The 24,480-nt window shown below is 72.8% G+C and carries 31 protein-coding genes; 14 read left to right on the top strand and 17 right to left on the bottom strand.

Features of this window, described 5'->3' with window-relative positions; all coding sequences use genetic code 11:
- Positions 1-25 precede the first annotated feature (25 nt).
- Positions 26-454: a hypothetical protein gene (locus ACIPKM_RS02630; RefSeq protein ID WP_402736113.1), complete on the top strand. Its 429-nt coding sequence runs from the start codon at positions 26-28 to the stop codon at positions 452-454.
- A 59-nt stretch (positions 455-513) separates the two neighbouring features.
- Here ACIPKM_RS02630 and ACIPKM_RS02625 read toward each other — a convergent pair whose 3' ends face one another.
- Positions 514-1,596, bottom strand: coding sequence for a hypothetical protein (locus ACIPKM_RS02625; RefSeq protein ID WP_402736112.1), 1,083 nt, complete (start codon positions 1,594-1,596; stop codon positions 514-516).
- 119 nt (positions 1,597-1,715) lie between these two features.
- Positions 1,716-1,940, bottom strand: a complete 225-nt coding sequence (locus tag ACIPKM_RS02620) for a cold-shock protein (RefSeq protein WP_402736111.1) — start codon at positions 1,938-1,940, stop codon at positions 1,716-1,718.
- Positions 1,941-2,364: 424 nt separating this feature from the next.
- Between ACIPKM_RS02620 and ACIPKM_RS02615 the strand changes: the two genes are divergently transcribed.
- The gene (locus tag ACIPKM_RS02615; RefSeq protein WP_402736110.1) at positions 2,365-2,586 is read left to right on the top strand and encodes a hypothetical protein; all 222 of its coding nucleotides are present in this window, start codon (positions 2,365-2,367) and stop codon (positions 2,584-2,586) included.
- A 53-nt stretch (positions 2,587-2,639) separates the two neighbouring features.
- On the opposite strand, the gene ACIPKM_RS02610 is transcribed toward ACIPKM_RS02615, so the two are convergent.
- Both ACIPKM_RS02610 and ACIPKM_RS02605 read right to left on the bottom strand, forming a co-directional pair.
- Positions 2,640-2,825, bottom strand: coding sequence for a hypothetical protein (locus ACIPKM_RS02610; protein WP_402736109.1), 186 nt, complete (start codon positions 2,823-2,825; stop codon positions 2,640-2,642).
- Positions 2,826-2,878: 53 nt separating this feature from the next.
- On the bottom strand, positions 2,879-3,283 hold the full coding sequence (locus ACIPKM_RS02605; protein ID WP_402736108.1) for a GNAT family N-acetyltransferase: 405 nt from the start codon (positions 3,281-3,283) through the stop codon (positions 2,879-2,881).
- Positions 3,284-3,383: 100 nt separating this feature from the next.
- On the opposite strand from ACIPKM_RS02605, the gene ACIPKM_RS02600 reads away from it, so the two are divergent.
- Positions 3,384-3,971, top strand: a complete 588-nt coding sequence (locus ACIPKM_RS02600) for an acetyltransferase (RefSeq protein ID WP_402736107.1) — start codon at positions 3,384-3,386, stop codon at positions 3,969-3,971.
- A gap of 106 nt (positions 3,972-4,077) precedes the next feature.
- Here the strand turns inward: ACIPKM_RS02600 and ACIPKM_RS02595 are convergent, their stop codons facing one another.
- The 4 genes from ACIPKM_RS02595 to ACIPKM_RS02580 form a co-directional block, all read right to left on the bottom strand.
- Positions 4,078-4,608 carry a glyoxalase superfamily protein gene (locus tag ACIPKM_RS02595; RefSeq protein ID WP_070416337.1) on the bottom strand — a complete coding sequence of 177 codons (531 nt, stop codon included), beginning with the start codon at positions 4,606-4,608 and terminating at the stop codon, positions 4,078-4,080.
- A 252-nt stretch (positions 4,609-4,860) separates the two neighbouring features.
- Positions 4,861-5,883 carry a S66 peptidase family protein gene (locus ACIPKM_RS02590; RefSeq protein ID WP_402736106.1) on the bottom strand — a complete coding sequence of 341 codons (1,023 nt, stop codon included), beginning with the start codon at positions 5,881-5,883 and terminating at the stop codon, positions 4,861-4,863.
- 2 nt (positions 5,884-5,885) lie between these two features.
- Positions 5,886-6,185 (bottom strand): hypothetical protein, encoded by a 300-nt coding sequence (locus ACIPKM_RS02585; protein WP_229085629.1) that lies wholly within the window; start codon positions 6,183-6,185, stop codon positions 5,886-5,888.
- 57 nt (positions 6,186-6,242) lie between these two features.
- Positions 6,243-6,677 (bottom strand): HIT family protein, encoded by a 435-nt coding sequence (locus ACIPKM_RS02580; protein WP_402736105.1) that lies wholly within the window; start codon positions 6,675-6,677, stop codon positions 6,243-6,245.
- A gap of 114 nt (positions 6,678-6,791) precedes the next feature.
- Here ACIPKM_RS02580 and ACIPKM_RS02575 point away from each other — a divergent pair, with 114 nt between their 5' ends.
- From ACIPKM_RS02575 to ACIPKM_RS02555, 5 genes are read left to right on the top strand one after another with little or no spacing between them, the layout of a single operon-like run.
- Complete coding sequence (locus tag ACIPKM_RS02575) at positions 6,792-7,376, top strand: DUF308 domain-containing protein (RefSeq protein WP_402736104.1); 585 nt, start codon at positions 6,792-6,794, stop codon at positions 7,374-7,376.
- Positions 7,373-8,263, top strand: a complete 891-nt coding sequence (locus ACIPKM_RS02570) for a universal stress protein (protein WP_402736103.1) — start codon at positions 7,373-7,375, stop codon at positions 8,261-8,263. The genes ACIPKM_RS02575 and ACIPKM_RS02570 overlap by 4 nt, the downstream gene beginning before the upstream one ends.
- Positions 8,264-8,288: 25 nt before the next feature.
- Entirely contained in the window at positions 8,289-9,056 is a 768-nt protein-coding gene (locus ACIPKM_RS02565; RefSeq protein ID WP_402736102.1) for a LamB/YcsF family protein, read from the top strand.
- Positions 9,053-9,706, top strand: coding sequence for an allophanate hydrolase subunit 1 (locus tag ACIPKM_RS02560; RefSeq protein ID WP_402736101.1), 654 nt, complete (start codon positions 9,053-9,055; stop codon positions 9,704-9,706). The genes ACIPKM_RS02565 and ACIPKM_RS02560 overlap by 4 nt, the downstream gene beginning before the upstream one ends.
- Positions 9,703-10,587 carry a biotin-dependent carboxyltransferase family protein gene (locus ACIPKM_RS02555; RefSeq protein WP_402736100.1) on the top strand — a complete coding sequence of 295 codons (885 nt, stop codon included), beginning with the start codon at positions 9,703-9,705 and terminating at the stop codon, positions 10,585-10,587. Before ACIPKM_RS02560 ends, ACIPKM_RS02555 begins: the two co-directional genes overlap by 4 nt.
- 1 nt (position 10,588) lies before the next feature.
- Here the strand turns inward: ACIPKM_RS02555 and ACIPKM_RS02550 are convergent, their stop codons facing one another.
- Both ACIPKM_RS02550 and ACIPKM_RS02545 read right to left on the bottom strand, forming a co-directional pair.
- Positions 10,589-11,449: a hypothetical protein gene (locus ACIPKM_RS02550; RefSeq protein WP_402736099.1), complete on the bottom strand. Its 861-nt coding sequence runs from the start codon at positions 11,447-11,449 to the stop codon at positions 10,589-10,591.
- Positions 11,446-12,006, bottom strand: coding sequence for an RNA polymerase sigma factor (locus tag ACIPKM_RS02545; RefSeq protein WP_071302559.1), 561 nt, complete (start codon positions 12,004-12,006; stop codon positions 11,446-11,448). The genes ACIPKM_RS02550 and ACIPKM_RS02545 overlap by 4 nt, the downstream gene beginning before the upstream one ends.
- A gap of 119 nt (positions 12,007-12,125) precedes the next feature.
- Between ACIPKM_RS02545 and ACIPKM_RS02540 the strand changes: the two genes are divergently transcribed.
- The 3 genes from ACIPKM_RS02540 (at position 12,126) to ACIPKM_RS02530 (ending at position 14,930) form a co-directional block, all read left to right on the top strand.
- Entirely contained in the window at positions 12,126-12,431 is a 306-nt protein-coding gene (locus tag ACIPKM_RS02540; RefSeq protein ID WP_402736098.1) for a putative quinol monooxygenase, read from the top strand.
- Positions 12,432-12,496: 65 nt separating this feature from the next.
- Positions 12,497-14,161 carry an ABC-F family ATP-binding cassette domain-containing protein gene (locus tag ACIPKM_RS02535; RefSeq protein ID WP_402736097.1) on the top strand — a complete coding sequence of 555 codons (1,665 nt, stop codon included), beginning with the start codon at positions 12,497-12,499 and terminating at the stop codon, positions 14,159-14,161.
- A gap of 37 nt (positions 14,162-14,198) precedes the next feature.
- Entirely contained in the window at positions 14,199-14,930 is a 732-nt protein-coding gene (locus ACIPKM_RS02530; RefSeq protein ID WP_402736096.1) for a 3-keto-5-aminohexanoate cleavage protein, read from the top strand.
- On the opposite strand, the gene ACIPKM_RS02525 is transcribed toward ACIPKM_RS02530, so the two are convergent.
- Both ACIPKM_RS02525 and ACIPKM_RS02520 read right to left on the bottom strand, forming a co-directional pair.
- Positions 14,902-15,381, bottom strand: coding sequence for a gluconokinase (locus ACIPKM_RS02525; protein WP_402736176.1), 480 nt, complete (start codon positions 15,379-15,381; stop codon positions 14,902-14,904). The two genes, ACIPKM_RS02530 and ACIPKM_RS02525, sit on opposite strands and share 29 nt — an antisense overlap.
- A gap of 38 nt (positions 15,382-15,419) precedes the next feature.
- Positions 15,420-16,982 (bottom strand): GntP family permease, encoded by a 1,563-nt coding sequence (locus ACIPKM_RS02520; protein ID WP_258027675.1) that lies wholly within the window; start codon positions 16,980-16,982, stop codon positions 15,420-15,422.
- A 206-nt stretch (positions 16,983-17,188) separates the two neighbouring features.
- On the opposite strand from ACIPKM_RS02520, the gene ACIPKM_RS02515 reads away from it, so the two are divergent.
- Positions 17,189-17,887 carry a FadR/GntR family transcriptional regulator gene (locus ACIPKM_RS02515; RefSeq protein ID WP_071296188.1) on the top strand — a complete coding sequence of 233 codons (699 nt, stop codon included), beginning with the start codon at positions 17,189-17,191 and terminating at the stop codon, positions 17,885-17,887.
- Between the two features lie 371 nt (positions 17,888-18,258).
- Here the strand turns inward: ACIPKM_RS02515 and ACIPKM_RS02510 are convergent, their stop codons facing one another.
- The 5 genes from ACIPKM_RS02510 to ACIPKM_RS02490 form a co-directional block, all read right to left on the bottom strand.
- A complete protein-coding gene (locus tag ACIPKM_RS02510) occupies positions 18,259-18,861 on the bottom strand; it encodes a GNAT family N-acetyltransferase (protein WP_070416352.1) in 603 nt (200 codons plus the stop codon).
- A gap of 10 nt (positions 18,862-18,871) precedes the next feature.
- Positions 18,872-19,555: a uracil-DNA glycosylase gene (locus ACIPKM_RS02505; protein ID WP_402736095.1), complete on the bottom strand. Its 684-nt coding sequence runs from the start codon at positions 19,553-19,555 to the stop codon at positions 18,872-18,874.
- Positions 19,556-19,559: 4 nt separating this feature from the next.
- Positions 19,560-20,279: a Type 1 glutamine amidotransferase-like domain-containing protein gene (locus tag ACIPKM_RS02500; protein WP_402717366.1), complete on the bottom strand. Its 720-nt coding sequence runs from the start codon at positions 20,277-20,279 to the stop codon at positions 19,560-19,562.
- Positions 20,276-20,809: a phosphoribosyltransferase gene (locus ACIPKM_RS02495; RefSeq protein ID WP_175473674.1), complete on the bottom strand. Its 534-nt coding sequence runs from the start codon at positions 20,807-20,809 to the stop codon at positions 20,276-20,278. Before ACIPKM_RS02495 ends, ACIPKM_RS02500 begins: the two co-directional genes overlap by 4 nt.
- A gap of 122 nt (positions 20,810-20,931) precedes the next feature.
- Positions 20,932-21,708 (bottom strand): SDR family oxidoreductase, encoded by a 777-nt coding sequence (locus ACIPKM_RS02490; RefSeq protein ID WP_402736094.1) that lies wholly within the window; start codon positions 21,706-21,708, stop codon positions 20,932-20,934.
- A gap of 99 nt (positions 21,709-21,807) precedes the next feature.
- Between ACIPKM_RS02490 and ACIPKM_RS02485 the strand changes: the two genes are divergently transcribed.
- Together ACIPKM_RS02485 and ACIPKM_RS02480 are read left to right on the top strand one after the other, a co-directional pair.
- Positions 21,808-22,899 (top strand): acyltransferase family protein, encoded by a 1,092-nt coding sequence (locus ACIPKM_RS02485; protein WP_402736093.1) that lies wholly within the window; start codon positions 21,808-21,810, stop codon positions 22,897-22,899.
- Positions 22,900-23,080: 181 nt separating this feature from the next.
- A complete protein-coding gene (locus tag ACIPKM_RS02480) occupies positions 23,081-24,412 on the top strand; it encodes a bifunctional o-acetylhomoserine/o-acetylserine sulfhydrylase (RefSeq protein WP_071302567.1) in 1,332 nt (443 codons plus the stop codon).
- The last annotated feature ends 68 nt before the right edge of the window (positions 24,413-24,480 follow it).

The raw sequence follows: 24,480 nt of genomic DNA, 5'->3' as shown, positions 1-24,480 counted from the left end.
GAGCGCGGCGGTCGGAGAGGACACCGTGACGAACGACAGCAGCGATGCCGGACTGCAGGCAATGATCGACCGAGCCGGGCAGATCACCGCCGACGAGGCAGAGTCGCTCGACATCGCGTGGAAAGCCGACGAGGCGATCCTGCTGCCGGAACCGAGTGCCTCCCTCGCGATCCAGGGAGGCGCTGACGGGCGGATGGTCACGAACGCCGACCTCGTGGCCGCTTGGCAGCACGCGCTCGAGGCCGCTGGCGCAGCGGGACGCGTCGAGGAGATCGAGGCCGCGCAGGAGGCTGGACGCGCGGTGCGACACTCGGAGGCGCACCTCCGGGATCGTGCGGGCGCCGAGGAAGCAGTCCGATCCGCGGTGCTCGCGAGCGGGGTACGCGACCTCGTCTCGGACGACGAGTACGCCACGCTGACGGCCGTCTGGCGCAAGGTGCTCGGAGAGGTCTGACCCGTCGGCTGCTCGCGCTCCACCGAGAGCGTCTCGCCGCCTGGTGTGGAGCCGGCGGATCAGGGGCGAGCGACGCCGCTGAAGTCCGGGGAGCCGTCCGGGTCCGCCGGCAGCGGCGTTCCGTCGACGTAGCGCGGCCACGCGAGCGCGCGGGCACCATCCGGTCGACGTTCGTAGAGCAGACCGTCGCTGCCCGTGACCGTCAGCGCCGTTTCCTGGGTCGTCCGGGCGCCGTCCGCTCGGGTTGACCGGGCCGCCTCAGCCGGAGGCACCTCGTGGTCGACGAGCCGCCCGGGCGTCGCCGGAGGGAAGGCAGGTCCGGTCACGCTCGTCCACTCGCCGACGGGCGGAACGGCTGCAGCGTGCTTCTCCGAGCTCGACACCCCCGTGGGCTCCACCACCGGTGGCGTGGTGGAGGCCGCACCGTCCGGCGTCGAGGACGGTCGTGGCCACACGGCTGCGGACGGCTCGGAGGACCCACCCTGACCCCCGCGGTCGTGGTCACGCGGTCGGAACAGCGCGTTGCTCAGCGGCACGACGACGGTTCCGAGCAGGTCGAGGATGACCACGACCCACACCAGTCGCCAGAACCCGCTGGCGAGGTCGAGCTCGGGAGCGAGGAGGGGCACCGACAGCAGCAGGGCGAGGAGCGCGATCACCCCGACGGTCGCCTTCGCCACGAGCTGCAGCAGCGGGGTCGGGTAGCGCCGGTGGATGACGAGGAGCAGGTGCACGTGCAGCAGCGCGAAGCGTGCGACGAACACGATGCCGATCCACTGCATGAACCGTTCGCCGACGAGCCAGATCCCGTCCCCTCCGAGGGGGTCGACCGGCACGATCCAGACCTTGGCCAAGCCGGTCACGAGCAAGTACAGCGAGACGACGATGCTCGCGAACGCGAACCTCCCGGACCGCCGCGACGACACGTCGGCGTCGTACCAGGACAGGAGCGCGAACACGACGACCACGACGACGGTCAGCAGGAGTTGCACCGCGACCCGGCCGAAGTCCCCGAGGAGCACCGCGACGATGCCGACCAGGCCGGCAGCGACGACGGCACCGATGATCGTCCGGAACACCAGTGGACGGACCTTCGCCCACCGTGGGTCGATCGTGCCCGTCACCACATCCGTGCTCGCCATGCGCGCCCTCCCTCACGTCGATGTCCCCGAACACTAGCGGCGCCCGACCGCCCGCACAGCACCGTGAACGGGGGCCGCTCGGTCCGCGCACGGCCGTCCGTTCGACCATCGGCCAGCGATCAGATCCCCGTGACGCTGTGCGCTCGGAAGAAGTACCCGTCCTGTCCGGCGGGGTAGGGCTCCACCTCGAACCGCACGGCCTGGCCGGGCCGCAGCGAGAGGAAGCCGGGACCATCCAGGACGGAGAAGTGCACGAACACGTCAGACTCGAGCGCTTCCGAACGGAGGGCGCCCCAGCCGTCGTCGTCACTCCACCGAACACAAACGCCTTCGACGACCTTCACGACCGCAACGTACCGCGTGGAGGCAACCAGCTGGTGAAGGTCAACCACAGCGGGATCATCGGTCGAGGCCGTCCACGCCTGTCGGCGACCTATCGCTGCCCCATCCGCTGGCGCGCGGGTCGGCGACCACGCTGTTGGTGGCCTCCGACGTCGCCCGCAGCGAAGTGAGGCCTACGTACCCGGCCCGGCTCGAACGGGCAGCCACCCTCGCCGTGCTGCGGGCAGGACGCACCCGTACCGGGTAGATGCGCCTTGGACGGGCTCGCGTGGAGCCTACAGCCGCTCAGCGAGCAGTCGTTCGTGACCGTCGTCGCGCTCCGTGCTCGCCACGCGGGCGAGCGGTAGCGGTCCGCCGAGCAGCTGACTCCAGCACTTTCGACGACCGATCCGCTTGCACGACGACGGAGCGGGTAGCGTCCCCCTGGTGAGCACTCTGTGGATCGGGCTGGCGGCCGTGGTCTGCCTTGCTTGGGGCAGTGTCCTGCTCACCTTCCCCGAGCCGATCGCACGGTTCTCTCGGAAAGTGCAAGGCGCGTTCTGGGGAGGTCAGTTCACCCCGGAGTTGTCGAGGTTCATCGGGTGCGGTTTCGTGCTCGGCGGTGTGGTGGTGGCAGTGTCGCTGCTCGTGCACATCCTTCGTGGTTGAAGGAGCGCCTCTTCGGAGGAGCTCCCACCGAGCCAGGTCGGTCGTCCGAGCAGTCAGCTGTCGAGTGCGATGACCCACGGGATCAGCAGGAGGCCCGCGACGATCAGCACGCCGATCCCGGACCAGAACCACGGAGCACTGGTCCCGCGCTCGGCTCTCGCTCGGCCGATCCCATCTCTGCGAATGGCGATCACAGCCGCGCGCCCGATCAGCCCGAGCCCCGCCAGCGCGATGACCATGACGCCCCACCACGTCCACCACGAGCACTCCACAAGACGACCGAGACACCGGATCAGCGCAGGTGCACGAGTCCAGCGCGCGTCGGGAAGAACCCGCAGGCCCCCTCGTAGAACGGCACCATGTCCTCGCCGTAGTCGACGAACAACCACTCGCAGCCGGCAGCCCGGACCGCGTCCACCGCGAAGCGGACGACCGCGGTCCCGAGGCCCTGGTGCTGACGAGACGGATGTGTCTTCGTGTCGATGAGGAACGCGTGGTCGGCGCCGTCCCACGCGACGTTCACGAATCCGACCAGGGCCCCGTGCGTGTCCCGGGCCGCGACCCAGCCGAGCGAGTGCGGGCGGACCCGAACCCACCAACCGGGCTCGGGCGTCCCTCCGTGCGCCGCGGTGAGGTCCACGAGCTCGTCGTCGCCGATGCTCGAGCGCCAGGTCAGGGTCACGTCCAGGTGGTGCATCGTCCCAAGCTCCCACGACGGAGTCGGCTGCACCAGGGGCGTCATCACGGACCGGCGTCCGGCCGACCGCTCCCGGAGCGGCCGTGCGAGGATCGGAGCCGTGGGGGAAACGAGAGTGTTGCCGGCGGACGCGCCCGAGGTCGCGGAACTCGAAGCGCAGGGCTGGAGCGTCACCGCCCGGTCGTTCGGGGCCCAGCTCGACGCCGACCGGATCGACCGGCAGCAGCTGCAGTCGCTCGTGGACCGCACCGCCGGCATCGGGACGACGCGGCCGCTCGGTCCCGACGACGTCGACGCGGTCCTGCGGCTCGACGCGCTGACGGCCCACGACTACCCCGGCGGCGTCGCGACCCAGCACGAGCCGCTCGACCGCGGGGCAGCGACCCCGACGACGTCGAGGCCCGCGTTCGGCTCGGTCACGCCGGCCGGCGAACTCGTCGCGATGACGTTCGTCGACACGGACGGGCCCCACGCGGAGACCCACTTCACGGTCGTGCACCCCGGCCTGCGCGGCCGCGGGCTCGGACAGGCGGTCAAGGCTGCGTCGGTGCTCGCGTTGGTGGACGCGGGCACCACCCGGTTCCGCACCGGCGGTTCCGCGGAGAACACCGCGATCACGGCGGCGAACGCCGCCCTCGGCTACGTCCGCGACGAGGAGTGGGTGACGCTCGAGCCGCGCCCTCGGTGAGGACGTGCGCACCGTCGAACGGGAGGCGCGGGTCGGGTCCGCACCGCGCCTCCCGTCCGTCAGACCAGCCGCTGGGGGTCGGCGCTGTCCCGCCGTCTCGACGGTGTCAGCTCCGCGACGACGCGTTCGGTTCCCAGAACTGGAGCCGGTTGCCGAACGGGTCGATGACGAGCATCGTCCGTCCCCAATCGTTGGAGTCGAGGCCGGGCCGGGATCGCGGGTGCCGCTGCGCGAGCAGGACGTCCCGGTAGGCGGCGACGTCGTCGACGACGAGCATGACGGCCCCTCCCGGTGTGGCGTCACCGTGGTGCTCGGTCAGGTGTAGCACCTTGCCGTCGAGCGACACCTGCGCGTACACGGGCAGGTCCGGTTCGAACCGGTGTTGCCATTCCCACTCGAACCCGAGGTAGTCGCAGTAGAAGGCTCGGGCGACCGCGTGGTCGAACACCCGCAACACCGGGATGACCCTCGGCGCGCTGCGCTTCTCCGGGTCCTGCCGGTGGTGCAACGCGGCCAGGGTGTTCCAGTCACGGAGGCCTGCTGCGTGGGCGGCTGCTTCGAGCACCTTCGAGTGCGGGATGTCGGTACCGGTGCTGAGCTCGCGGGCGAGTCGCTTGGCTTCTTCGATCGTGATCACGATGTTCCAATCGCGCGATGGGGCCTGGTTCCTGCGTTGCCAGGGATCGCGGAAGGATCGAGATCGACCGGAAGAGGATCGTTCGTCGGTGTTCACCGGATGCAGGGGCTGGCCACCGGAGCCGACGTCAGCCTACCGCCGGGCGTGCTGCCGGTCGAGGGTCGCGGAGCGCACGGCGCTCCGGTCGTCCGGTCGGCGTGCGCACCGTCGGACGGGAGGCGCGGGTCGGGCCCGCACCGCGCCTCCCGTCCGTCAGACCAACCGCTGGGTGATGCTGCCGACCGGTCCGTCGAGCACGACGTCGGCGAGCGCGCCGTTCACCAGCGGCATCTGCGGCGGCTGGTGGCCGGTGTCGAAGTCGAGCACCACGGGGATGCCGAGGTCGCCGAGTGCGTGCCGCACGGCCTCGTCCTGGTCCAGCTGGGGCACCGCCGCGCCCTCGGTGCGCCCGATCAGGACGCCGTTCGCGTCGTCGAACCAGCCGGCGAGCCGCAGCGACGTGAGCATCCGGAGCGCGGTGACCGCGTTCGACTCCGCGACCTCGAGGTACACGATCGTTCCCTCCGGCGCGTGCCGCCGGGCGAAGCCGGGGACGTCGCCGTAGGGGGTTCCGGCGAGCAGTGACACGGTCTCGAGGCACCCGCCGATGAGGCGTCCGCGGATCGCGACCTGGGACGCGCCGTCGAGGGCGCGCCAGCGGGTCGGGGCATCGTAGGTGCCGTCGCGGTCGAGGACCTCGTCGGCCCAGGCGCCCCACGGGCGGCTGCGACGACGCGGGGCACTGCGCTGCTCGACCGTGCCGCCGGTTGGGAGCGCTGCGACGTCGGTCCACCGGGCGAACTCGGCAGGGAGCTCGTACGGCTCGTCCATCAGGTTCGCACCGTGCAGGGTCGCGAGGCCCGTCATCGTCGTGAGCGGGAGGAGCAGGGTCGAGATGTCCGACCAACCGGCGAACCAGGCGCGCGAGGCGGCGAGGGCGTGCCAGTCGACCGAGTGGACGAGTTCGATCGCGAGCTCACCACCCCACGGCGGGAGGACGACGTCGGCGCTCCGGAACGCGTCCTGCAGGTCGGCGACGCGTTCGGCGACGCTGGCCGGGACGAGCCCCGGGGTGGTGGCGTGCGGCCGCACGTGCACGCTGAGTCCGCGAGCCGTCAGGGCGTCCGCACCGTCCTGCAGTCGGCCGTGCAGGTGCTCGGGGACGCCCATCGACGGTGCGGGGACCTCGACGCGCCCGCCGGCGACCAGGGGCCTCGGGTAGGTGATGCCCGCCATGCTCAGGCGGGGGCCATCCGACCGGCGCCGACCGGCAGCGGTCCGGCGCGGTACACGAGCGACACGTCGGTCGCGGTCACGGTCCTGGTGGCTGCGCCGAAGCGCCACACGCGGTTGTAGAGGTAGACGCCGATCTCCGTGCCGCCGTCGTCCGGGACCGCCCACGTGCCGGTCCCCCACTGCGCCGGGTGCCCGACGCCGTCGATCGTCACGGTCGGTCGGGCGAACCAGGTGAGCATCGGGCGGGTGATCTCGAGTTCCACGCGACGCTTGGTCGTGCCGGACGGCTGTGTCGTTTCCACCGTCGCAGGATACGGGGCCGCCGCGCGCGACAGCCTGCCGGGGCGGCCGCGCGCGGCTCAGCCGTCGCGCATGTGCGCCGCGATCGCCGCGCGGTCGGCGGGGTCGAGCGGCGCCACCGGGTACCGACTCGTGTCCTCGCGGAACTCGTACCCGTCCCCGGAGGCGCGCGGGATGACGTGCAGGTGTGCGTGGGGGACGCCCTGGTCGGCCACGGAGCCGTTCGACATCACCAGGTTCGTCCCCTCGACGGCCGCGCCGAGCACCTCGCGCAGTGCACGGTCGGCGCGCTGGGCGACGAGGGCGAGCTCGGTGACCTCGCGGGTGTCGAGCGCGGCGAGGTCGGTCGCGTGCCGGAGGGGCAGCACGAGCAGGTGCCCCGGGTTGATCGGGTGCCGGTCGAGGACCGCGATGACGAGGTCGCCGCGGACGACGACCTCGAAGGAGTCGGCCGCGAGGGCGGCGCAGAAGTCGCAGTCGTGGTCGTCGGTCATGCCCTCGACCGTACCGGGACGGATCGCCGTCGCCGGTTCCCGGACCGGCACACCACCGAGGGGTGTAGGCCAGGAGGCACCTTGCAGGGAAGGTCGGTGGACGCTGTGGACACCATGTCAGGAAACCGTGCTCCGCACCGACGGTTGCGGACGGCCGTCGCGGTCCTCGGCGCCGTCGCGCTCGCAGCGGGGATCGCGGCCCTGCTGCTCCCGCACGCGACGCTCGTCGCCGTGGTCTGGGTGTTCGGCATCTACCTCGTCGTCGCCGGGGGCACGCTCCTCGTGCGCGCCGTCCCGGGCGGGGCGCCGGTCTGGCGACGCGTTGCGCTGGTCGTCGTCGGCGTGCTCGTCGTCGTCGCGGGGGTCTTCGCCATCGTGCACCCGCCCGTCGGCGCTCGGTGGCTGGCCTTCGCCATCGGGTTCGCGTGGCTGCTCGAGGGCATCACCCTGCTCTACGCGCCGGACACCGGCCACCGAGCGCTCACGGTCGTCGCGGCCGCACTGAGCTTCGTGAGCGGACTCGTCCTCATCACGCTGCCGGCACTCGGCGCGGTGTTCGTCGTCGCGGTGGTCGGCGGCGTCCTCATCGTCTCCGGCGTCGTCCAGCTCGTCATCGCCACCACGTGGGGGAAGACCCCCGGCACGAGGATCACCGAGAACGCACGGAACACCGGGAACACAGGGAGCACGGGCACATGAGCACAGCAGCCATCGGACGCATCGTCGTCGGGTACGACGGATCGGAGCCGGCCGACGCCGCGCTCGAGCGCAGCCTCGGCCTCGCCGCACGACTCGGCAGCCCGGTCGAGGTCGTGACGTCCTGGCGGTGGCCGATCACCTGGAGCACCCTGCCGGTCGCGAACAGCTGGTCACCGCTGCACGACGCCGAGGAGATCCGGCAGCAGGCCGTCGACCTCGTCGAGCGACACCGGCCGCTCCCCGTCGAGGTCACGACCCGCTCGGCGGAGGGCGGTACGCCGGAGGTGCTCCTCGACGCCGCGTCCGACGCCGGGCTGCTCGTCGTCGGCAGCCGCGGACGCGGTGGGTTCCGGGGGTTGTTGCTCGGTTCGGTGAGCGCCGCCTGCATCCAGCACGCGCCGTGCCCCGTGCTCGTGGACCGGGGGCGAGCGGCGACCGGGACGGACGACAGCGGTGCGTCCGGTGCCGGCGGGGCCGTCGTGGTGGGTGTCGACGGCTCCCCGGAGTCCGGCCGCGCCCTGCGGTTCGCGATCACCCTGGCCCGCGGCCTCGGGCTCCCCGTCCGGACGATCACGACGTGGCAGTGGCCGGAGGCCCTCAACCGCGACGAACCCCCGTTCGACCACTGGTCCCCCGAGCAGGACGCCCTCGCGACCGCCTCCCCCGCGCTCGAGGCCGCCGAGGACCTCATCGACGACGACGTCGACGTCACGTCCGACCTCGTCGAGGGCCGCCCCGCCGAGGTCCTGCTCGACGCCAGCCGCGACGCCGCACTCCTCGTGCTCGGCAGTCGTGGCCTCGGCGGGTTCCGCGGGCTGCTCGTCGGCTCGGTCACCCAGGAGTGCGCACAGCACGCGTCCTGCCCGGTGGTGGTCCACCGTTCGTGACGGACCCCGCCGGTAGGTTGACAGCGTGACGACGATCGACCTCAACAGCGACCTCGGCGAGGGCTTCGGCGCCTGGACGATGGGCGACGACCGGGCGATGCTCGACGTCGTCTCCTCCGCGAACGTCGCCTGCGGGTTCCACGCCGGCGACCCCACGATCATGCTCGACACCTGCCGCCTCGCCGCCGAGCGGGGCGTCGCGGTCGGGGCGCACGTCGCCTACCGCGACCTCGTCGGGTTCGGTCGTCGCGCGGTCGAGGTCACACCCGAGGCGCTCTACGCCGACGTCGTCCACCAGCTCGGCGCCCTGCTCGCCACGGCCCGGGTCGCCGGCACCGCGGTGACGTACGTGAAGCCCCACGGCGCCCTGTACAACACGGCCTGCGCCGACCCGGTCCAGGCCGAGGTCGTCGCCCGCGCCACGGCCGACGTGGACCCGTCCCTCGCGGTCCTCGCGCTGCCGGACTCGGAGCTCCTCCGCGCAGCGACCGCCCACGGGCTCCGCGCCGTGTCCGAGGTCTTCGCCGACCGGGCGTACGAACCCGACGGGTCCCTCGTCCCGCGCAGCCGTCCGGGCGCCGTCCTGCACGACCCGGCATCGGTCGCCGACCGGGTCCTCCGGATGGTCACCGACGGCATCGTGACCGCGGTGGACGGCTCGGTCGTCCCGGTCCGCGCGGACTCGGTGTGCGTGCACGGAGACTCCCCCGACGCCGTCGCGATGGCCCGGGCGATCCGCGCGCTCCTCGACCGGCACGGGGTCGCGACCACCCCGTTCGCCCCCACACCGTGAGCGCGCCGGCCGAGCACGCCGGACCCGCCCTCGACGTGCGTCCTGCGGGTACCCGCGCGGTGCTCGTGACCTTCGGCACGCTCGCCGAGGTCACCGCGTTCCGCGCCGGGCTCGAGGCCGAACCCGTGCCGGGCGTGACCGAACTCGTGTCCGGAGCCCGCACACTGCTCGTCCGCTTCGACCCGGAACGAACCGATCCCACGCGACTCGCACCGCGCCTCCAGGCCGTCGAACCCGTCGTGCCCACCCGAGCCGACGTCGGCGAGGTGACCACGATCCCCGTCGTCTACGACGGCGAGGACCTCGACACCGTCGCCGCACTGGTCGGCACCACAGCCGCCCAGCTCGTCGCCTGGCACACCGGCCAGACCTGGACGAGCGCGTTCTGCGGCTTCGCACCCGGCTTCAGCTACCTCACCGGCTCCGCCCCGTCGCTCGACCTGCCCCGACGCACCAGCGCCCGCACGTCCGTGCCCGCCGGCAGCGTCGCCCTCGCCGGCGAGTTAAGCGCCGTCTACCCGCGCGCGTCGCCCGGCGGCTGGCAGCTCATCGGCCGCAGCGACGTGGCGATGTGGTCGCTCGACCGCGACCCGCCCGCGCTCGCGCCGGCCGGCACCCGGATCCGGTTCGTCGACGCCGGCCGCGCATGAGCACCCTCACCGTCCTGCAGGTCGGCCCCGGCACGTCGACGCAGGACCTCGGCCGGCCCGGGTTCAGCGACACGGGCCTCGGCGCCGCGGGTGCGGCCGACCGCGGGGCAGCCGCACTCGCCAACCGGCTGGTCGGCAACCGTCCCGACGCGGCGGTCCTGGAGGCGCTGCTCGGCTCCGTCACGCTCCGCTCGGACGCGCACGTGGTCGCGTCCCTGACCGGCGCACCGTGCCCGGTGACGGTCGAGGCCGCGGACGGCCGGGTCCGCGGCGCGGCCTGCTTCGAGGTCGTCACGCTCGCACCGGGTGACGTGCTCCGGGTCGGGACGGCCACCGCGGGACTGCGCACGTACCTCGCGGTCCGCGGAGGCCTCGCCGTCGAACCCGTGCTCGGCAGCCGCTCGTGGGACTCCCTCGCGCGCCTCGGTCCGCCTCCCGTCACGATCGGGGACGTCCTGCCGATCGGGGACGCCGCGGATGCCTGGCCGCTCGTCGACGCCGTCGCGCCGCCGCGCTGGTCACCACCGGGCGAGGCGGTCGTGCTCGACGTCACCGCCGGACCCCGCGACGACTGGTTCACCCCGGAGTGGCGGACGGTCCTGGCCGGCCAGGTCCACCACGTCACGCCCGACAGCGACCGGGTCGGCGTGCGGACCACCGCTGCCCGGCCACTCGTCCGCGCCGTGACCCGCGAGCTGCCGAGCGAGGGCGTCGAGACCGGGTCGCTGCAGGTCCCGCCGGCGGGCCACCCCGTCCTGTTCCTCGCCGACCACCCCGTCACGGGCGGCTACCCCGTCGTCGCGGTGCTCACCCCCGCGTCGGGCGACCGCGCCGCCCAGCTCCGACCGGGCGACGCGGTCCGCTTCCGCGTGCTCGACTGACTCAGCCGGCGTAGCGCGGATCGGACGCGGGGTCGTACGGCTGCCATCCCCACGAGTCGTCGTCCGACGCCGGAGCGGGGTGCTCGTTCTGCCAGAGGACGTCGACCGCGGACCACTCCGACGCGCTGCACCAGTCGAGCACGGAGGCGTCGTGGGCCGTCGGCGCCACGAACAACGACGACCTCGGGATCCGGCCGAGCGACTCCCCCCGTGCGGTCATGCACCCCTGCAGTCGGTCGAAGGCCGCGAGGTACTCGCTCCGGGTGACGACGCCGTCCTCGGTCGCCTGGTCCTGCGCCGCGCTCGCCGCGGGCATCGGGGGTGTGCGCAGCCAGCCGTACGACAGCGTCCACCCGAGGTCCCCGTCCACGCTGAGCCGGATCCGGTGCCCGGCGATCTCCGACGCCGCGTACGAGCCCGTGACGTGCGACCCGGCGGCGCACGACGCCTTGCCTCCTTCGACCCCGGACCCGCGCTCGGTGATCTCGCCGTTCCCGGTGCGACACGTGGCGACCCAGGTGAACGTGTCGGCACGGGCGGGAGCGCGTCCGACCGAGATCGTCTCGTCCGACGACCCGACCCGCCCGACCGGGCTGCCGACGACCCGCAGGTACGTCGCGCCCGACCCGCCGACGACCGTCGCGGCCTGGCTCTGCGCCTTGAGGGCGGCCGGGTCCGGACTCGCCGCCGCGGTGATCGCACCACCGGCGGCGGCGCCACCGAGGACGCACACCACCGCTCCCGCGATCGTCGCCGCCCGCCACCGTCGACGCCGCCGAGGTGTGTGCTCGACCGTGTCGACGAGCAACGCCCGCAGTGCCCGGTCGCGGTCGTCGGTGTCCCTGTTCGTGGAGGTGCTCATGATCGTGCTCCGTTCCGTTCGACGGCCGGCTGGGTCGTGGGCCCGCTCGCGGTGAGTGCCGCGGCGAGCCGGGTCCGTGCGCGGGAGAGGCGCGACTTCACCGTTCCCGGCGCGATGCCGAGTGCGGCGGCGATCTCCCGCTCGCTGTAGCCCTCGAGGACCGACAGCGTGATGATCTCCTGATCGCGGTGCCCGAGCTGCCGGAGCGCCCGGACGGCGTCCCCGTCGTCGTCCCGGTCCGCGTGGTCGGGGACGGGTTCGGGTGGTGGCAACCGGTCGAGCGCGGCCCGGTACCGCCGGGCCGCACGGGTCTGGTTGCGGGCGACGTTCGTGGCCGTGACGAGCAGCCACGGCAGGAGCGACCCGTCGACGAGGCGGACCCGAGCCCGGTTCCGCCAGGCCTCGAGGAACACGATCGCGACCGAGTCGGCCGCGTCCGTGTCGACCGGCACGAGCCGCATGCAGTGTCGCTGCACCCGGTGGCGGTGCCGGTCGAACACCCGCCCGAACGCCTCGCCGTCACCCTCGAGCGCCATCGCCCAGTCCCCGCTGTCCATACCCTGCAGTGTCCGGGACGACCGCATCGGTTCCACCCCGCCGCACCGGTCGACGGCGAGTCCGGAACACCCCGCTGCCGGGTGCGGTTGCATCCGGCAACGACGACGAAAGGTGCACCATGTCGATGACCGTCCTGCTCGAGGTCCAGCTCCGGAGCGACCTCCCCACCGAGACCACCGAGGCCGCGATCCGCGAGACCCTCGCCCAGACCGGTGCGTTCGCCGGCAACGAGTCGCTCGAGGTCCTCGTCGACGACACCGACCCGTCACGGGTGGTCGTCGTCGAGCGCTGGACGACGCCTGCGGCCCACGACGCCTACGTCGCCTGGCGCGGCACGCCGGAGGGCGCGGCCAACGCCCTCGCCGCCGCCGTCGCCGCCCCGCCGGTCACGCGCCGGTTCGGTCGGGCGATCACGCTCGACTGACCCGACACCGCTGACCCGGCCCCGCTCCGGTCGATGGTCCGTCGCGGGGATGGGACGATTGGGGCATGACCGCCACGCTCGTCGCCAAGGGACTCTCCGGCGGGTACGCCGCACGCACGCTCTTCGACTCCCTCGACCTCACCGTCGCCCCGGGGGACGTCATCGGCGTGGTGGGGGTGAACGGCGCCGGCAAGTCGACCCTGCTCCGACTCCTCGCCGGGGTGGACGAGCCGCTGGCCGGCACCGTGTCGCTCGCACCGACGGACGCGTTCGTCGGCTTCCTGCCGCAGGAACACGAACGCCTCGCGGGTGAGACCGTCGCCGCGTACATCGCCCGGCGGACCGGGTGCGCCGAGGCCACCGCGACGATGGACGCCGCAGCCGCTGCGCTCGGCGACCCCGACGCCGGTGACGCCGCGGCGGACGCCTACTCGGCGGCGCTCGACCGCTGGCTCGCGGCAGGTGCGGCCGACCTCGACGACCGCATCCCCGTCGTGCTCGCCGACCTCGGCCTGGCCGTCGGTTCGGAGGAGGACGGCGTCGGGCCGGAGTCGCTCATGACCGCGTTGTCCGGCGGGCAGGCGGCCCGCGTCGGGCTCGCCGCGCTGCTGCTGTCGCGGTTCGACATCGTGCTGCTCGACGAACCCACGAACGACCTCGACCTGGACGGCCTCGACCGACTGGAGGGCTTCGTCCGGGGCCTCCGCGGCGGTGTCGTGCTCGTCAGCCACGACCGCGAGTTCCTGGCGCGCTCGGTGACCGCCGTCCTCGAGCTCGACCTCGCGCAGTCCACCAACCGGCTCTTCGGCGGCGGCTACGACTCCTACCTCGAGGAGCGCGAGATCGCACGGCAGCACAAGCGCGACGCCTACGAGGAGTACGCGTCCACCAAGGCCGACCTCGTGTCCCGAGCCCGGACCCAGCGCGAGTGGTCGAGCCAGGGCGTCCGGAACGCGATGCGGAAGAGTCCCGACAACGACAAGATCCGCCGCCGTGCCGCCTCCGAGTCGAGCGAGAAGCAGGCGCAGAAGGTCCGGCAGATGGAGTCCCGCATCGCCCGGCTGGACGAGGTCGAGGAGCCGCGCAAGGAGTGGCAGCTCGAGTTCACGATCGGCAGCGCGCCCCGGTCCTCGGCGGTCGTCGCGACCCTGTCCGACGCGACGTTCACCCAGGGCGACTTCACGCTCGGACCGGTCTCCCTGCAGATCGACGGCGGCGACCGCATCGGCATCACGGGTCCGAACGGTGCCGGCAAGTCCACGCTCCTCCGGGCGCTGCTCGGCAAGCAGGCGCCGACGACAGGCACGGCGTCGCTCGGCTCCAGCGTCGCGGTCGGCGAGATCGACCAGGCGCGCGCGGCCTTCACGGGTGACCAGCCGCTGGCCGACGCGTTCGAGGCGATCGTGCCCGAGTACACGACGGCCGACGTCCGGACCCTGCTCGCGAAGTTCGGGCTGAAGGCGGACCACGTCGGCCGTCCGGCGAACGCGCTCTCCCCCGGTGAGCGGACGCGCGCCGGCCTCGCGCTCCTGCAGGCCCGCGGGGTGAACGTGCTCGTGCTCGACGAGCCCACGAACCACCTCGACCTCGCCGCGATCGAGCAGCTCGAACAGGCCCTCGACTCGTACGACGGCACCCTGCTCCTCGTCACGCACGACCGCCGCATGCTCGAGACCGTCCGCCTCGACCTGCAGTGGCGCGTCGAGGCCGGCCGCGTCACCGAGGCCTGACCCGCCCGGCCTCCACCGTGATCCGTAGGCTCGGACCATGGTCGACCTGCAACTCGCGCTGAACGGGGACACCACCCACCCGGCGATGCCCCGGACCGCCGACGAGATCGCCCGGGACGCCGCGGCCTGCGTCGCCGCCGGCGCCACCCTGCTGCACCTGCACGCGTTCGACGACGACGGGGACGAGTCGCTCGCCGCCGGTCCGGTCGGCAGGATGCTGCGCGCGGTGCGGGCGACGTGTCCGGGCATCCCGGTCAACGTCACGACGTTCGCGGCGATCGTGCCGGACCCGCGGGAACGCCTCGACCTCGTGTCGTCGTGGACCGAACTGCCCGACCTCGTCGCGGCCAACCAGGGCGAAGCGGGCATCGACGACGTCAGCGAGGTGCTCGCGCGGCGCGGCGTCGGCATCGAGGCGTGCCTGCTCAGTGGCTCCGACGCCGATCGGTTCGTCCGGGCCGGTCGCCACGAGCGGTTCGTCCGGGTGGTCGTCGAGCCCCTCGTGGAGGACGTCGACGACGCGCTCGCGCTCGACGCCGAGCTGGAGTCGATGCTCGACGCCGCCGGTGTCACGCTCCCCCAGCTCCACCACGGCATCGGCGCTGCGTCGTGGCAGGTCAGCCGACGTGCCCTCGCGCGCGGGCACGCGATCCGCACCGGCCTCGAGGACACCTCCGTGCTCGAGGACGGGACCGCGGCGACGTCGAACCGTCAGCTCGCCGCCGCCGCGGCCGCGACGGTCAGCGGCGGAGCGCCAGCCGCTCGATGACCTCGGCGCTCTCCTCCTGCGGGGTCCGGTCCGCCGCGACGGTGATGTGGGCCTCGTCGTCCTCCGGCGGCTCGAGGGTGGCGAGCTGGGACTGCAGGAGCGAGGTCGGCATGAAGTGCCCGGAGCGCTTCGACATCCGGTCCTCGATGAGGGACCCGTCCCCGGCGACGTGCACGAACACCACACCGGGAGCCCGGAGGACGTCGCGGTAGGAGCGCTTCAGCGCCGAGCAGGTCACCACGCCGGGGGTGCCACCGTCGAGGTGCGAGCGGATCCACGCCGCGATCACGTCGAGCCAGGGCCAGCGGTCCTCGTCGGTCAGCGGGGTGCCGGCGTGCATCTTGTCGACGTTCGCCCGCGGGTGCATGGCGTCGCCCTCGGCGAAGTCCCACCCGAGCTGCTCGGCGACCATCGCGGCGACGGTCGACTTGCCCGATCCGGAGACCCCCATCACGACGAGGACGCGGGCGTCGAGTGCGGTGTCGTCGCTCAATGGATGAACACCCCCGCCAGCATGACCCCGGCGAGGCCGAACACCGAGATGAGGCACTCGAGCATCGTCCACGTCTTGAAGGTCTGCCCCACCGTGGTGTTGAGGTACCCCTTCACGAGCCAGAACCCGGCGTCGTTCACGTGCGACAGGAAGACCGACCCGGCGCCGATCGCGAGCACGAGCAGCGAGGTCATCGGTGAGGACAGGTCGTGCGCGATCGGCGCCATGATGCCCGCGGCCGTGACGGTGGCGACCGTGGCCGACCCGGTGGCGACGCGCACGAGGGCGGACACCACCCAGGCGACGAGCAGCACCGAGATGCCGGAGTCCTTCACGGCGTCGGCGATCACCCCGCCGATCCCGGTGTCGATGAGCACCTGCTTGAAGCCACCGCCGGCGCCGACGATGAGCAGGACGCCCGCGACCGGCGGCAGGGCGCTCTCGAGGGACTTCGACACGGCGGAACGGTCCATGCCGCCGCCGATGGCGAAGAAGATCATCGCGTAGACGGCGGCGATGCCGATCGCGATCATCGGCGACCCGAGGAAGTCGAGCAGGCTGACCCACGAGCCCGAGGCGTCCGGGACGGTGGCCTCGCGGATGGCCTGCGCGAGCATCAGGACGACGGGCAGCAGGATGCCGACGAGCGCGACCGTGAAGGACGGGCTGCGCGGTTCGCTGATGACGCGGGTGAAGTCGCTCTTGCCGTGGGGCAGGGATGCGGTGTCCTGCGTGGCGGGGCCGCGCCGCGCCTCCCGACCCGCGTGTGCCGGGTCGTCGCCGACGGGACCCGCGTCGGAACCGCGCGACCCGAACATGTCGGGCGCGGGGATGTCGACCCAGCGCGCCGCGAACCGGGCGAACACCGGGCCGGCGAGGACGATGACGGGGATCGCCAGCACGATGCCGAAGGCGAGCGTCGTGCCGAGGTTCGCACCGACCGTCGAGATGGCGACGAGCGGGCCGGGGTGCGGCGGCACGAACGCGTGCATCGTCGAGAGGCCGACGAGGGCGGGCACGGCGATCTTCATGATCGGGACGGAGCTGCGCTTCGCCACCAGGACGATGATCGGGATGAGCAGGACGAGGCCGACCTCGAAGAACATCGGCAGGCCGATGAGTGCGCCGATCAGGGCCATCGTCCACGGCAGCGCCGCCTTCGACGACCTCCGCACGAGGGTGTCGACCACGCGGTCGGCCGCCCCGGAGTCGACGAGCATCTTGCCGAACATCGAGCCGAGCCCGACGAGGATGCCGACGCTCGTCATCGTCGCACCGAAACCGTTGCCGAAGCTCGTCACCGCCTTGTCCGGAGCGAGACCCGCACCGATCCCGACGCCGAGCGCCCCGATCGTGAGCGCGATGAACGGGTGCACCTTCAGCCAGGTGATGAGGGCGATGATCACGACGATGCCGATGATCGCCGCGATGATCAGTTGCGCGACCGGCCCCGACGGGTCGACGGCTTCGGTGCCGGCTGGTTCCGCCGCCAGGACGGTGACCGCGTGGGCCGCGGCCGCGTGGACCGTGGCCGGATCGGCCGGGAGAGCGTGAGGCATCGGTGCCCCTTCCTGGAGCCGCTGCCGCGCGGCTCCGTCGCCTTCGTGTCGAGGACGGTCTGGCGTGCTGCGCGTCGACCGTCAATAATCTGATTAATCAGACTATACGACGATCCACCGCGCGGCATCCGCCCTCCGGGGCAGTCTGCCGATTCGATGGACACCGTGTCACGCGCCGTGCGTGCCGCGTACTGCACGGAGGAACGATGGCGACCGGCCGCGGACTGCACGCCCAGGTGCTCGAGACGCTCGGGCAGCGGATCGTCGACGGCGTGCTCGCCCCGGGCACCGTCGTGCGGCCCGAGGCCGTCGCGGCGGAGTTCGGCGTGTCGAGGTCGGTCGTCCGCGAGGCGCTGCGCGTCCTGCAGTCGCTCGGGCTCGTCGAACCCCGCCAGCGCGTCGGCACGCTGGTGCTCGACATCGTGTCGTGGGAGCTGCTCGCGCCGACCGTGATCCGGTGGCGCGGCGCCTCGCCCTGGTACTTCGCCCAGCAGCGGGAACTGCTCGAGCTGCGCCTCGGAGTCGAGCCCGTCGCCGCATCGCTCACCGCGGGGACACCGGGCGCCGCAGCGGTCCTCGCCGCCGCGACCGACATGATCGACGCCTGCGGTCGGGAGGACAGCCGCGCCTACCTCGAGGCCGACGTCCGCTTCCACCGAGCGCTCCTGACCGGTTCCGGCAACGCCGTCTTCGCACACTTCGCCGGGACCGTCGAGGCGCTGCTGCGGACCCGCACCTCGGAGTCGCGGGACACCATCACACGCTGGACCCGCGATGCGGCGGCACGGCACGAGGCCGTCGGGCTGGCGCTCGTCGCGGGCGACGGCGGGGCCGCGTCGGCTGCGGCGCGCGAGCTGGTGCGGGTGACGCGGGACGAGTTCATCGCGGAGGCGCCGGCGTCCTGACCCGAGGGCGCGGCGAGGGCCGCCGGGGTCGCCGGGGTCGCCGGGGTCGCGCAACACGCCACGTGCGGCTCGCCGAGGTCGCACGACACGCCGCACGCGCGCGACGGGAGCGGCAGATCGCGCGACCTCGCGTGCCCGGGTGGCGCCGTGTGCGCGCGACGGGAGCGGCAGGTCGCGCGACCTCGCGTGCCCGGGACGCGACCGACGGACGGACTGGAGGCGCGGTGCGGGGCCGACCCGCGCCTCCCGTCCGACCGTGGCCGGGTCGCAGGACACGCCGCATGCTCTCCGCCGAGGTCGCGCAACACGCCGCGCGCGCACGCCGGAGGCGGCAGATCGTGCGACCTCGACCTCGACGTCGGCCGCGCGCGCTACCCGCGCGCGAAGAGGCGCGGCCCGCGCAGGCGCAGCCGCATCGTCACCGTGCCGAGCCACCGGTCGTACTTGTAGCCGACCTTCCCCATGCGGCCGACCTCCTCGAAGCCGAGCCGCTCGTGGAGCCGGATCGACGCCTCGGCCTGGCGGTCGGCGATGACGGCGACGACCTCGCGGACGCCGGCCGAACGGCACTCGTCGATCAGCGCCTCCATCAGGGCGCGCCCGAGCCCCTTCCCGCCGGACGCGGCACCGAGGTAGATCGAGTCCTCGACGACGCGGTTCGAACGGTCGCGGGGGTTCCACGGGTCGACGAGCGCGTAGCCGAGCACCTGCCCCGAGGGGTTCTCGGCGACCAGGAACGGCAGACCCCGACGACGGATCTCGTCGTACCGACGCTTCCACGCGGCGAACGTGAACGCCGACGGGTCGAAGGTCACCGAGGAGTTCCGGACGTAGTGCGTGTGGATCTCGCGGACGTCGGGGAGGTCGCTGGGCTCGGCAGCGCGGATCGTGTAGGTGAACGCGGCTTCGGCGGGGACCGGGGCGCGCAGGTGTCGCGGCAGGACCCGCCGTCGCTGGTATTCCTCCTCGAGCACGGGTCCGAGCCTATGCCGCGGGCAGGGTCCAGTCGACCGGTTCGGCGCCCTGGGCGACGAGCAGCTCGTTCACCTGCGAGAAGGGGCGGCTGCCGAAGAACCCGCGCGAGGCGCTGAGCGGACTCGGATGGGCGGACGCGACGACCGGGGTGTCCCCGAGGAGCGGCCGGACCGACGCTGCCTGCGCACCCCAGAGCACGGCGACGAGGGGCTTCCCGCGGGCGACGAGGGCACGGACGGCCTGGTCGGTGACGGCCTCCCAGCCCTTCCCACGGTGGCTGCCGGCGGCTCCGGCCTCGACGGTGAGGACGCGGTTGAGCAGCAGGACCCCCTGGGCCGACCACGCCCGCAGGTCCCCGTGTGCCGGCGGCGTCACGCCGAGGTCGGCCTCGAGCTCGCGGTAGATGTTCGCCAGGCTGCGCGGGACGGGTCGCACGTGTGGGTCGACCGCGAAGGACAGGCCGATCGGGTGCCCGGGCGTCGGGTACGGGTCCTGTCCGACGACGAGGACCTTCACGTCGTCGAACGGCTCGGCGAAGGCGCGGAGGACGTGCTCCCCGGCCGGGAGGCACTGCCGACCGGCACCAGTCTCGGCGCGGAGCCAGTCGCCCATCCGGTGGACGTCGTCCTCGACCGGGGCGAGCGCCTCGGCCCAGCCGGGGTCGACGAGGTCGGCGAGCGGTCGGGCCTGCACAGGGCTAGGCGCCCATCGTGGCGACGGCGACCGAGTCCTCGCCGGCGACGACGCGCCAGACGCTGCCGGTGCCGCGGACCTCGAGCGCGCCCTCGCCCACGACCAGCGTGGTGTCCTCGTCGATCGCCAGGCCCGCGGTCACGAACTCGGCCTCGGCGCTCGCGATGAGCCGGGCGAGCGTGCCGGCCTGGACGGCGTGCACGTCGATCGTCAGGTCCACCAGGCCGAGCCCCTCGCGGAGTTCGACCTCGTCGAGGCCCTCGGAGGCTTCCTCGGGGCAGATCTCGACGCCGCCGATGCGCCAGCCGCCGACGAGGGCACGATCGGCGGCGATCATCGCGCCGGCCGAGTAGCCGAGGTAGGGCAAGCCGTCGGAGACGAGCAGGCGGATCTGGTCGACGAGCGGGGCGACGGCGTCGAGGTAGTCCGGCGTGACACCGCCGCCGACCACGAGGGCGTCGACGTCGCTCAGGACCGTGGTGTCGAACACCTGGCCGGCAGCGATCTCGGTGACGAGGACCTCGGCCGTGCGCGGACCGGCGAGCACCTCGGCGATGTCGGCCGTGCTGGACGGGCTCGCACCGGACCCGTCGGCGACGGAGAGCAGGGCGATGCGCGGGACCGTGCGGCCGACGGCTGCGGAGCGGACCGTGGCCTCGGCGACGAAGGGCGCGGCGGCGTCCGAGGCGGCGAAGGGTCCGCCGCCGACGAGGTGGATGCTCACGACTCGGCCGTCACCGGCGCGAGGGCGCTCCACGGGAAGGTGATCCACCCGTCGACGCGACGCCAGACGTGGTCCGGCTCGAGCACGGTGCCGGGCTTCGAGTAGAGGCAGGCGCTGCGGACGTCGGCGCCGGCGTTCCGGATGATGTCGACCACCAGGCGCAGGGTCCGGCCGGAGTCCGACACGTCGTCGACGACGAGGACGCGCTTGCCGGCGAGGCTCGGGGCGTCGAGCGCCGGCGACAGGATGACCGGCTCCTCGAGGCGCTGCTCGACGTCGGTGTAGAACTCGACGTTGATCGAGCCGCACTCCTTGGTGCCGAGGGCGTAGGCGACCGCACCGGCGATGATGAGCCCACCGCGGGCCACGGCGACGACGACCTCGGGTTCGAAGCCGGAGGACAGGACGTCCTTGGCGAGCAGGCGTGCTGCGTCACCGAACTCGAGCCATCCGAGCACCTCGGGCCCGCTCGTCACGGTCACGGTCGAGGGAGCCTGGGCGGGTGACCCGGATTCGCTGCTGATCGGCATCCGACAACGGTACCGGCACGGACCCCGCGCCCGCGACCCGCACGTGCGGCCCGGGCGCGTGCGGGACGGGTGCGGGACGGGTGCGGGCCGGGTGCGGGCCGGGTGCGCGGCACCCGCGGGGATCACACCCGCGGGGTCAGCTTCCCCCGCGCGAGCTTGTGCTGGGCCGACTGCGCCACCGGGCGGATCGTCACGAGGTCGAGGTTCACGTGCGCCGGCAGCTCGACCGCGTGCACGATCGCCTCGGCGACGTCCTCGGCCACGAGCGGCTCCGGCACGTCGTCGTAGACCGCCGCGGCCTTCTCCGCGTCGCCACGGAACCGGGTCAGGGCGAACTCGTCGGTCTTCACGAGGCCCGGCGCGATCTCGACGACCCGGATCGGCTCCCCGTTCAGCTCGAGCCGGAGCGCGGCCACGAGGGCGTGCTCGGCGAACTTCGCGGCGTTGTACCCGCCGCCGTTCTCGTACGCGACGTGCCCGGCCGTGCTCGTCACCGTGACGATGTCGGCGTTCCCGGCGGCCGCCGCACGCCGCCGGAGGTGCGGGAGCAACGCCGCGACGACCCGCTTCGTGCCGATCACGTTCACCTCGAACATGGCGCGCCAGTCCTCGACGTCCGACTCCTCGACCGACGCGGACCCGAAGGCACCGCCGGCGTTGTTCACGAGCACGTCCGCTCCCCCGAGTTCGTCGACACGGGCGGCCAGCGCCTCGACGTCGGAGGCGCTCGTGATGTCCGCCACGAGGACGTCGGCTCCGGTCGACCCGGCGAGCGCCTCCAGCTTCGAGGCACGGCGGGCGACGGCGAGCACGTCCCACCCGTGCGCGCGGAACAGTCGGACGGTCGCCGCTCCGATGCCCGAGCTCGCTCCGGTGACGACTGCGCGACGTGATGCCATGTGCTTCCTCCAGGGACGGGGTGGGACGTCGGGGACGTGTGGGATGTCCCGACAACCGTACCGATCCGGCAAGGTCACGATCGGGTAACGTGACGGGCGATGACGACGGACGCCGCCCCTCCCGCGCCCTCGGCGCCCGCCTCGCAGCTCGAGCCCGGACGTGCGAAGCGCCGTATCCCGATGTGGGACACGGCGCGGTTCCTGGCGGTCACGCTCGTGGTGATCGGCCATGCGATCCAGCGCCAGACGGCGGCGAGCGAGCACGCCCTCGCGCTGTACACCTTCATCTACGCGTTCCACATGCCGGCGTTCGGCGTCATCAGCGGGTACTTCTCCTCCGCCGACACCCCGACCGCGAAGCGCATGCGCCGGACGATCACGGACATCGTCGTGCCGTACATCATCATGCAGACGATCTGGACCGTCGTGCAGGCCCTGGTCGAGGGCGGGAAGAAGTTCAACCCGACGCAGCCGACCTGGACCCTCTGGTTCCTGCTCGCACTCGGGATCTTCAAGCTGATCCTCCCGTACCTCGCGCAGCTCCGGTGGCCGCTGTTCTGGGCCGTCGTGTTCAGCATCGGCGTCGGCTACTTCGACAACGTCGACTCCACGCTCTCCCTGTCGCGGGCGATCAGCCTCCTGCCGTTCTTCCTGCTCGGCTGGCAGGTGAAGCAGTGGGGCGTCTTCGACCGCTGGTACGAGGCTCCGCGGCGGATCGTGGTCCGGGTGCGCATCGCGGCCGGTGCCGTGTTCGTGGCGTGGGCGGTGGCGTGTGCGATCTGGATCCCGCAGTTCAAGCAGTTCGACCTGCACCACTGGTTCTTCTACGACGACTCGTACTCGGGCCTCGGCGAGGACGCCTGGTGGGCCGGTGCGGTCCGCTTCGGGCTGATGCTGCTGGCGACCCTCCTCACCGCGTCGTTCCTGCTGCTCGTGCCCCGTCGGAACGTCTGGATCACGCAGTTCGGCGCGGCGACGATGTACGTGTACCTGCTGCACACGTTCGTGCTCTACCCGATCCGCGAGTCCGGGGTGCTCGCCGGGCAGCACTCGGCGTGGCCGTACGTGCTGCTCATGGTGGCGATCGCCTGCGCGGTGAGCCTGTTCCTCGCCCAGCCGTTCGTCCGCCGGGGGATGCGCTGGCTCCTCGAACCGAACGTGCGCTGGCTCTTCCGCCGCGACGCGGCGTAGCGGCGCGGGCCAGGAGGCGCGGCTCGCCTCCGCCTCGGTCGTTACGTCCCGAGGCGGGCGCGCTGGTGCCGACGCGACCACCTGCGTACCGTGACGGGCGACGCACAGCCGCGCCGCGCCTCCTGGGCCGAGCGCTGGGCGACCCGACGACCCGACGACCGCCACCGGACAGGAGCACGAGATGACCCAGAACGACGCCGCCCAGTGGCGGTTCGAGACCACGCAGATCCACGCCGGCGCACAGCCCGACCCGACCACGGGGGCCCGCGCGACACCGATCTACAAGACGACCTCGTACGTCTTCGCGAACTCCGACGAGGCTCGTGACCTCTTCGCCCTGGCCAAGCCGGGCAACATCTACTCGCGCATCATGAACCCGACGAACGACGTCGTGGAGCAGCGGATCGCGGCGCTCGAGGGCGGCTCCGGGGCACTCCTGGTGTCGAGCGGCCAGGCGGCGGAGACCTACGCGGTGCTCAACATCGCGGGCGCCGGGGACCACATCGTGTCCTCGTCGTCGATCTACGGCGGCACGTACAACCTGTTCAAGTACACGCTCGCGAAGCTCGGCATCGAGACCACGTTCGTCGAGGACCAGGACGACCTCGACGAGTGGCGCCGCGCGGTCCGACCGAACACGAAGCTGTTCTTCGCCGAGACGATCGGCAACCCGAGGATCAACGTGCTCGACATCACCGGTGTCAGCGAGGTCGCCCACGAGTCCGGCGTGCCGCTCATCGTCGACAACACGATCGCGACGCCGTACCTCATCCGTCCGTTCGAGCACGGTGCCGACATCGTCGTGCACTCGGCGACGAAGTTCCTCGGCGGGCACGGCACCGTCATCGGCGGGATCATCGTCGACTCCGGCAAGTTCGCGTGGTCGCAGCACCCGGACAAGTTCCCCGAGTTCAACACGCCAGACCCCTCGTACCACGGCGCGGTCTTCGCCGAGGCCGTCGGCAACGAGCTCGCCTACATCGTCAAGGCCCGGGTGCAGCTGCTCCGCGACCTCGGTGCGTCGAACTCGGCGGACACCGCGTTCGCGCTGTTGCAGGGCATCGAGACGCTGTCGCTCCGCATCGAGCGGCACGTGTCGAACGCGCAGGAGATCGCCGAGTGGCTCGACCGGCACCCGGACGTCGCGACCGTCGCCTACGCCGGGCTGCCGACCTCCCCCTGGTACGCCGCGGCGAACCGCTACGCGCCGAAGGGCGTCGGGGCCGTGCTGTCGTTCGAGCTCAAGGGCGGCGTGCCCGCCGGCAAGGCGTTCGTCGACAACCTGCAGCTGTTCTCGCACCTCGCGAACATCGGCGACGTGCGCTCCCTCGTCATCCACCCGGCGTCGACCACGCACTCGCAGCTCACCCCCGAGCAGCAGCTCACCACCGGGGTCACGCCGGGGCTGGTGCGGCTGTCGGTGGGGATCGAGAACGTCGAGGACCTCAAGGCCGACCTCGAGGCCGGGCTCGCCGCGGCCCGTGCGGTCGCGCAGGAGGGCCAGCGCGCGTAGCGGCCCGGGGCGCGGGGGCTGTCGCGGGGGGCGCGGGGGCTGTCGCGGACCCTCGCGCTCGATGCGTG

Source organism: Curtobacterium sp. NPDC086286 (assembly GCF_044746255.1).
Classification (GTDB): domain Bacteria; phylum Actinomycetota; class Actinomycetes; order Actinomycetales; family Microbacteriaceae; genus Curtobacterium.
The sequence above is the reverse complement of the archived record's forward strand: the minus strand, read 5'-3'. Positions and strand labels throughout refer to the sequence as shown.

What these genes read in the sequence shown, in the direction of transcription:
- ACIPKM_RS02625 (WP_402736112.1), bottom strand. Translation starts at nt 1,596, where the DNA reads ATGGCGAGCACGGATGTGGTGACGGGCACGATCGACCCACGGTGGGCG.
- ACIPKM_RS02610 (WP_402736109.1), bottom strand. Translation starts at nt 2,825, where the DNA reads ATGGTCATCGCGCTGGCGGGGCTCGGGCTGATCGGGCGCGCGGCTGTG.
- ACIPKM_RS02605 (WP_402736108.1), bottom strand. Translation starts at nt 3,283, where the DNA reads ATGCACCACCTGGACGTGACCCTGACCTGGCGCTCGAGCATCGGCGAC.
- ACIPKM_RS02590 (WP_402736106.1), bottom strand. Translation starts at nt 5,883, where the DNA reads ATGGCGGGCATCACCTACCCGAGGCCCCTGGTCGCCGGCGGGCGCGTC.
- ACIPKM_RS02580 (WP_402736105.1), bottom strand. Translation starts at nt 6,677, where the DNA reads ATGACCGACGACCACGACTGCGACTTCTGCGCCGCCCTCGCGGCCGAC.
- ACIPKM_RS02575 (WP_402736104.1), top strand. Translation starts at nt 6,792, where the DNA reads ATGTCAGGAAACCGTGCTCCGCACCGACGGTTGCGGACGGCCGTCGCG.
- ACIPKM_RS02570 (WP_402736103.1), top strand. Translation starts at nt 7,373, where the DNA reads ATGAGCACAGCAGCCATCGGACGCATCGTCGTCGGGTACGACGGATCG.
- ACIPKM_RS02555 (WP_402736100.1), top strand. Translation starts at nt 9,703, where the DNA reads ATGAGCACCCTCACCGTCCTGCAGGTCGGCCCCGGCACGTCGACGCAG.
- ACIPKM_RS02550 (WP_402736099.1), bottom strand. Translation starts at nt 11,449, where the DNA reads ATGAGCACCTCCACGAACAGGGACACCGACGACCGCGACCGGGCACTG.
- ACIPKM_RS02545 (WP_071302559.1), bottom strand. Translation starts at nt 12,006, where the DNA reads ATGGACAGCGGGGACTGGGCGATGGCGCTCGAGGGTGACGGCGAGGCG.
- ACIPKM_RS02540 (WP_402736098.1), top strand. Translation starts at nt 12,126, where the DNA reads ATGTCGATGACCGTCCTGCTCGAGGTCCAGCTCCGGAGCGACCTCCCC.
- ACIPKM_RS02535 (WP_402736097.1), top strand. Translation starts at nt 12,497, where the DNA reads ATGACCGCCACGCTCGTCGCCAAGGGACTCTCCGGCGGGTACGCCGCA.
- ACIPKM_RS02530 (WP_402736096.1), top strand. Translation starts at nt 14,199, where the DNA reads ATGGTCGACCTGCAACTCGCGCTGAACGGGGACACCACCCACCCGGCG.
- ACIPKM_RS02525 (WP_402736176.1), bottom strand. Translation starts at nt 15,381, where the DNA reads ATGGGGGTCTCCGGATCGGGCAAGTCGACCGTCGCCGCGATGGTCGCC.
- ACIPKM_RS02520 (WP_258027675.1), bottom strand. Translation starts at nt 16,982, where the DNA reads ATGCCTCACGCTCTCCCGGCCGATCCGGCCACGGTCCACGCGGCCGCG.
- ACIPKM_RS02515 (WP_071296188.1), top strand. Translation starts at nt 17,189, where the DNA reads ATGGCGACCGGCCGCGGACTGCACGCCCAGGTGCTCGAGACGCTCGGG.
- ACIPKM_RS02495 (WP_175473674.1), bottom strand. Translation starts at nt 20,809, where the DNA reads ATGCCGATCAGCAGCGAATCCGGGTCACCCGCCCAGGCTCCCTCGACC.
- ACIPKM_RS02490 (WP_402736094.1), bottom strand. Translation starts at nt 21,708, where the DNA reads ATGGCATCACGTCGCGCAGTCGTCACCGGAGCGAGCTCGGGCATCGGA.
- ACIPKM_RS02485 (WP_402736093.1), top strand. Translation starts at nt 21,808, where the DNA reads ATGACGACGGACGCCGCCCCTCCCGCGCCCTCGGCGCCCGCCTCGCAG.
- ACIPKM_RS02480 (WP_071302567.1), top strand. Translation starts at nt 23,081, where the DNA reads ATGACCCAGAACGACGCCGCCCAGTGGCGGTTCGAGACCACGCAGATC.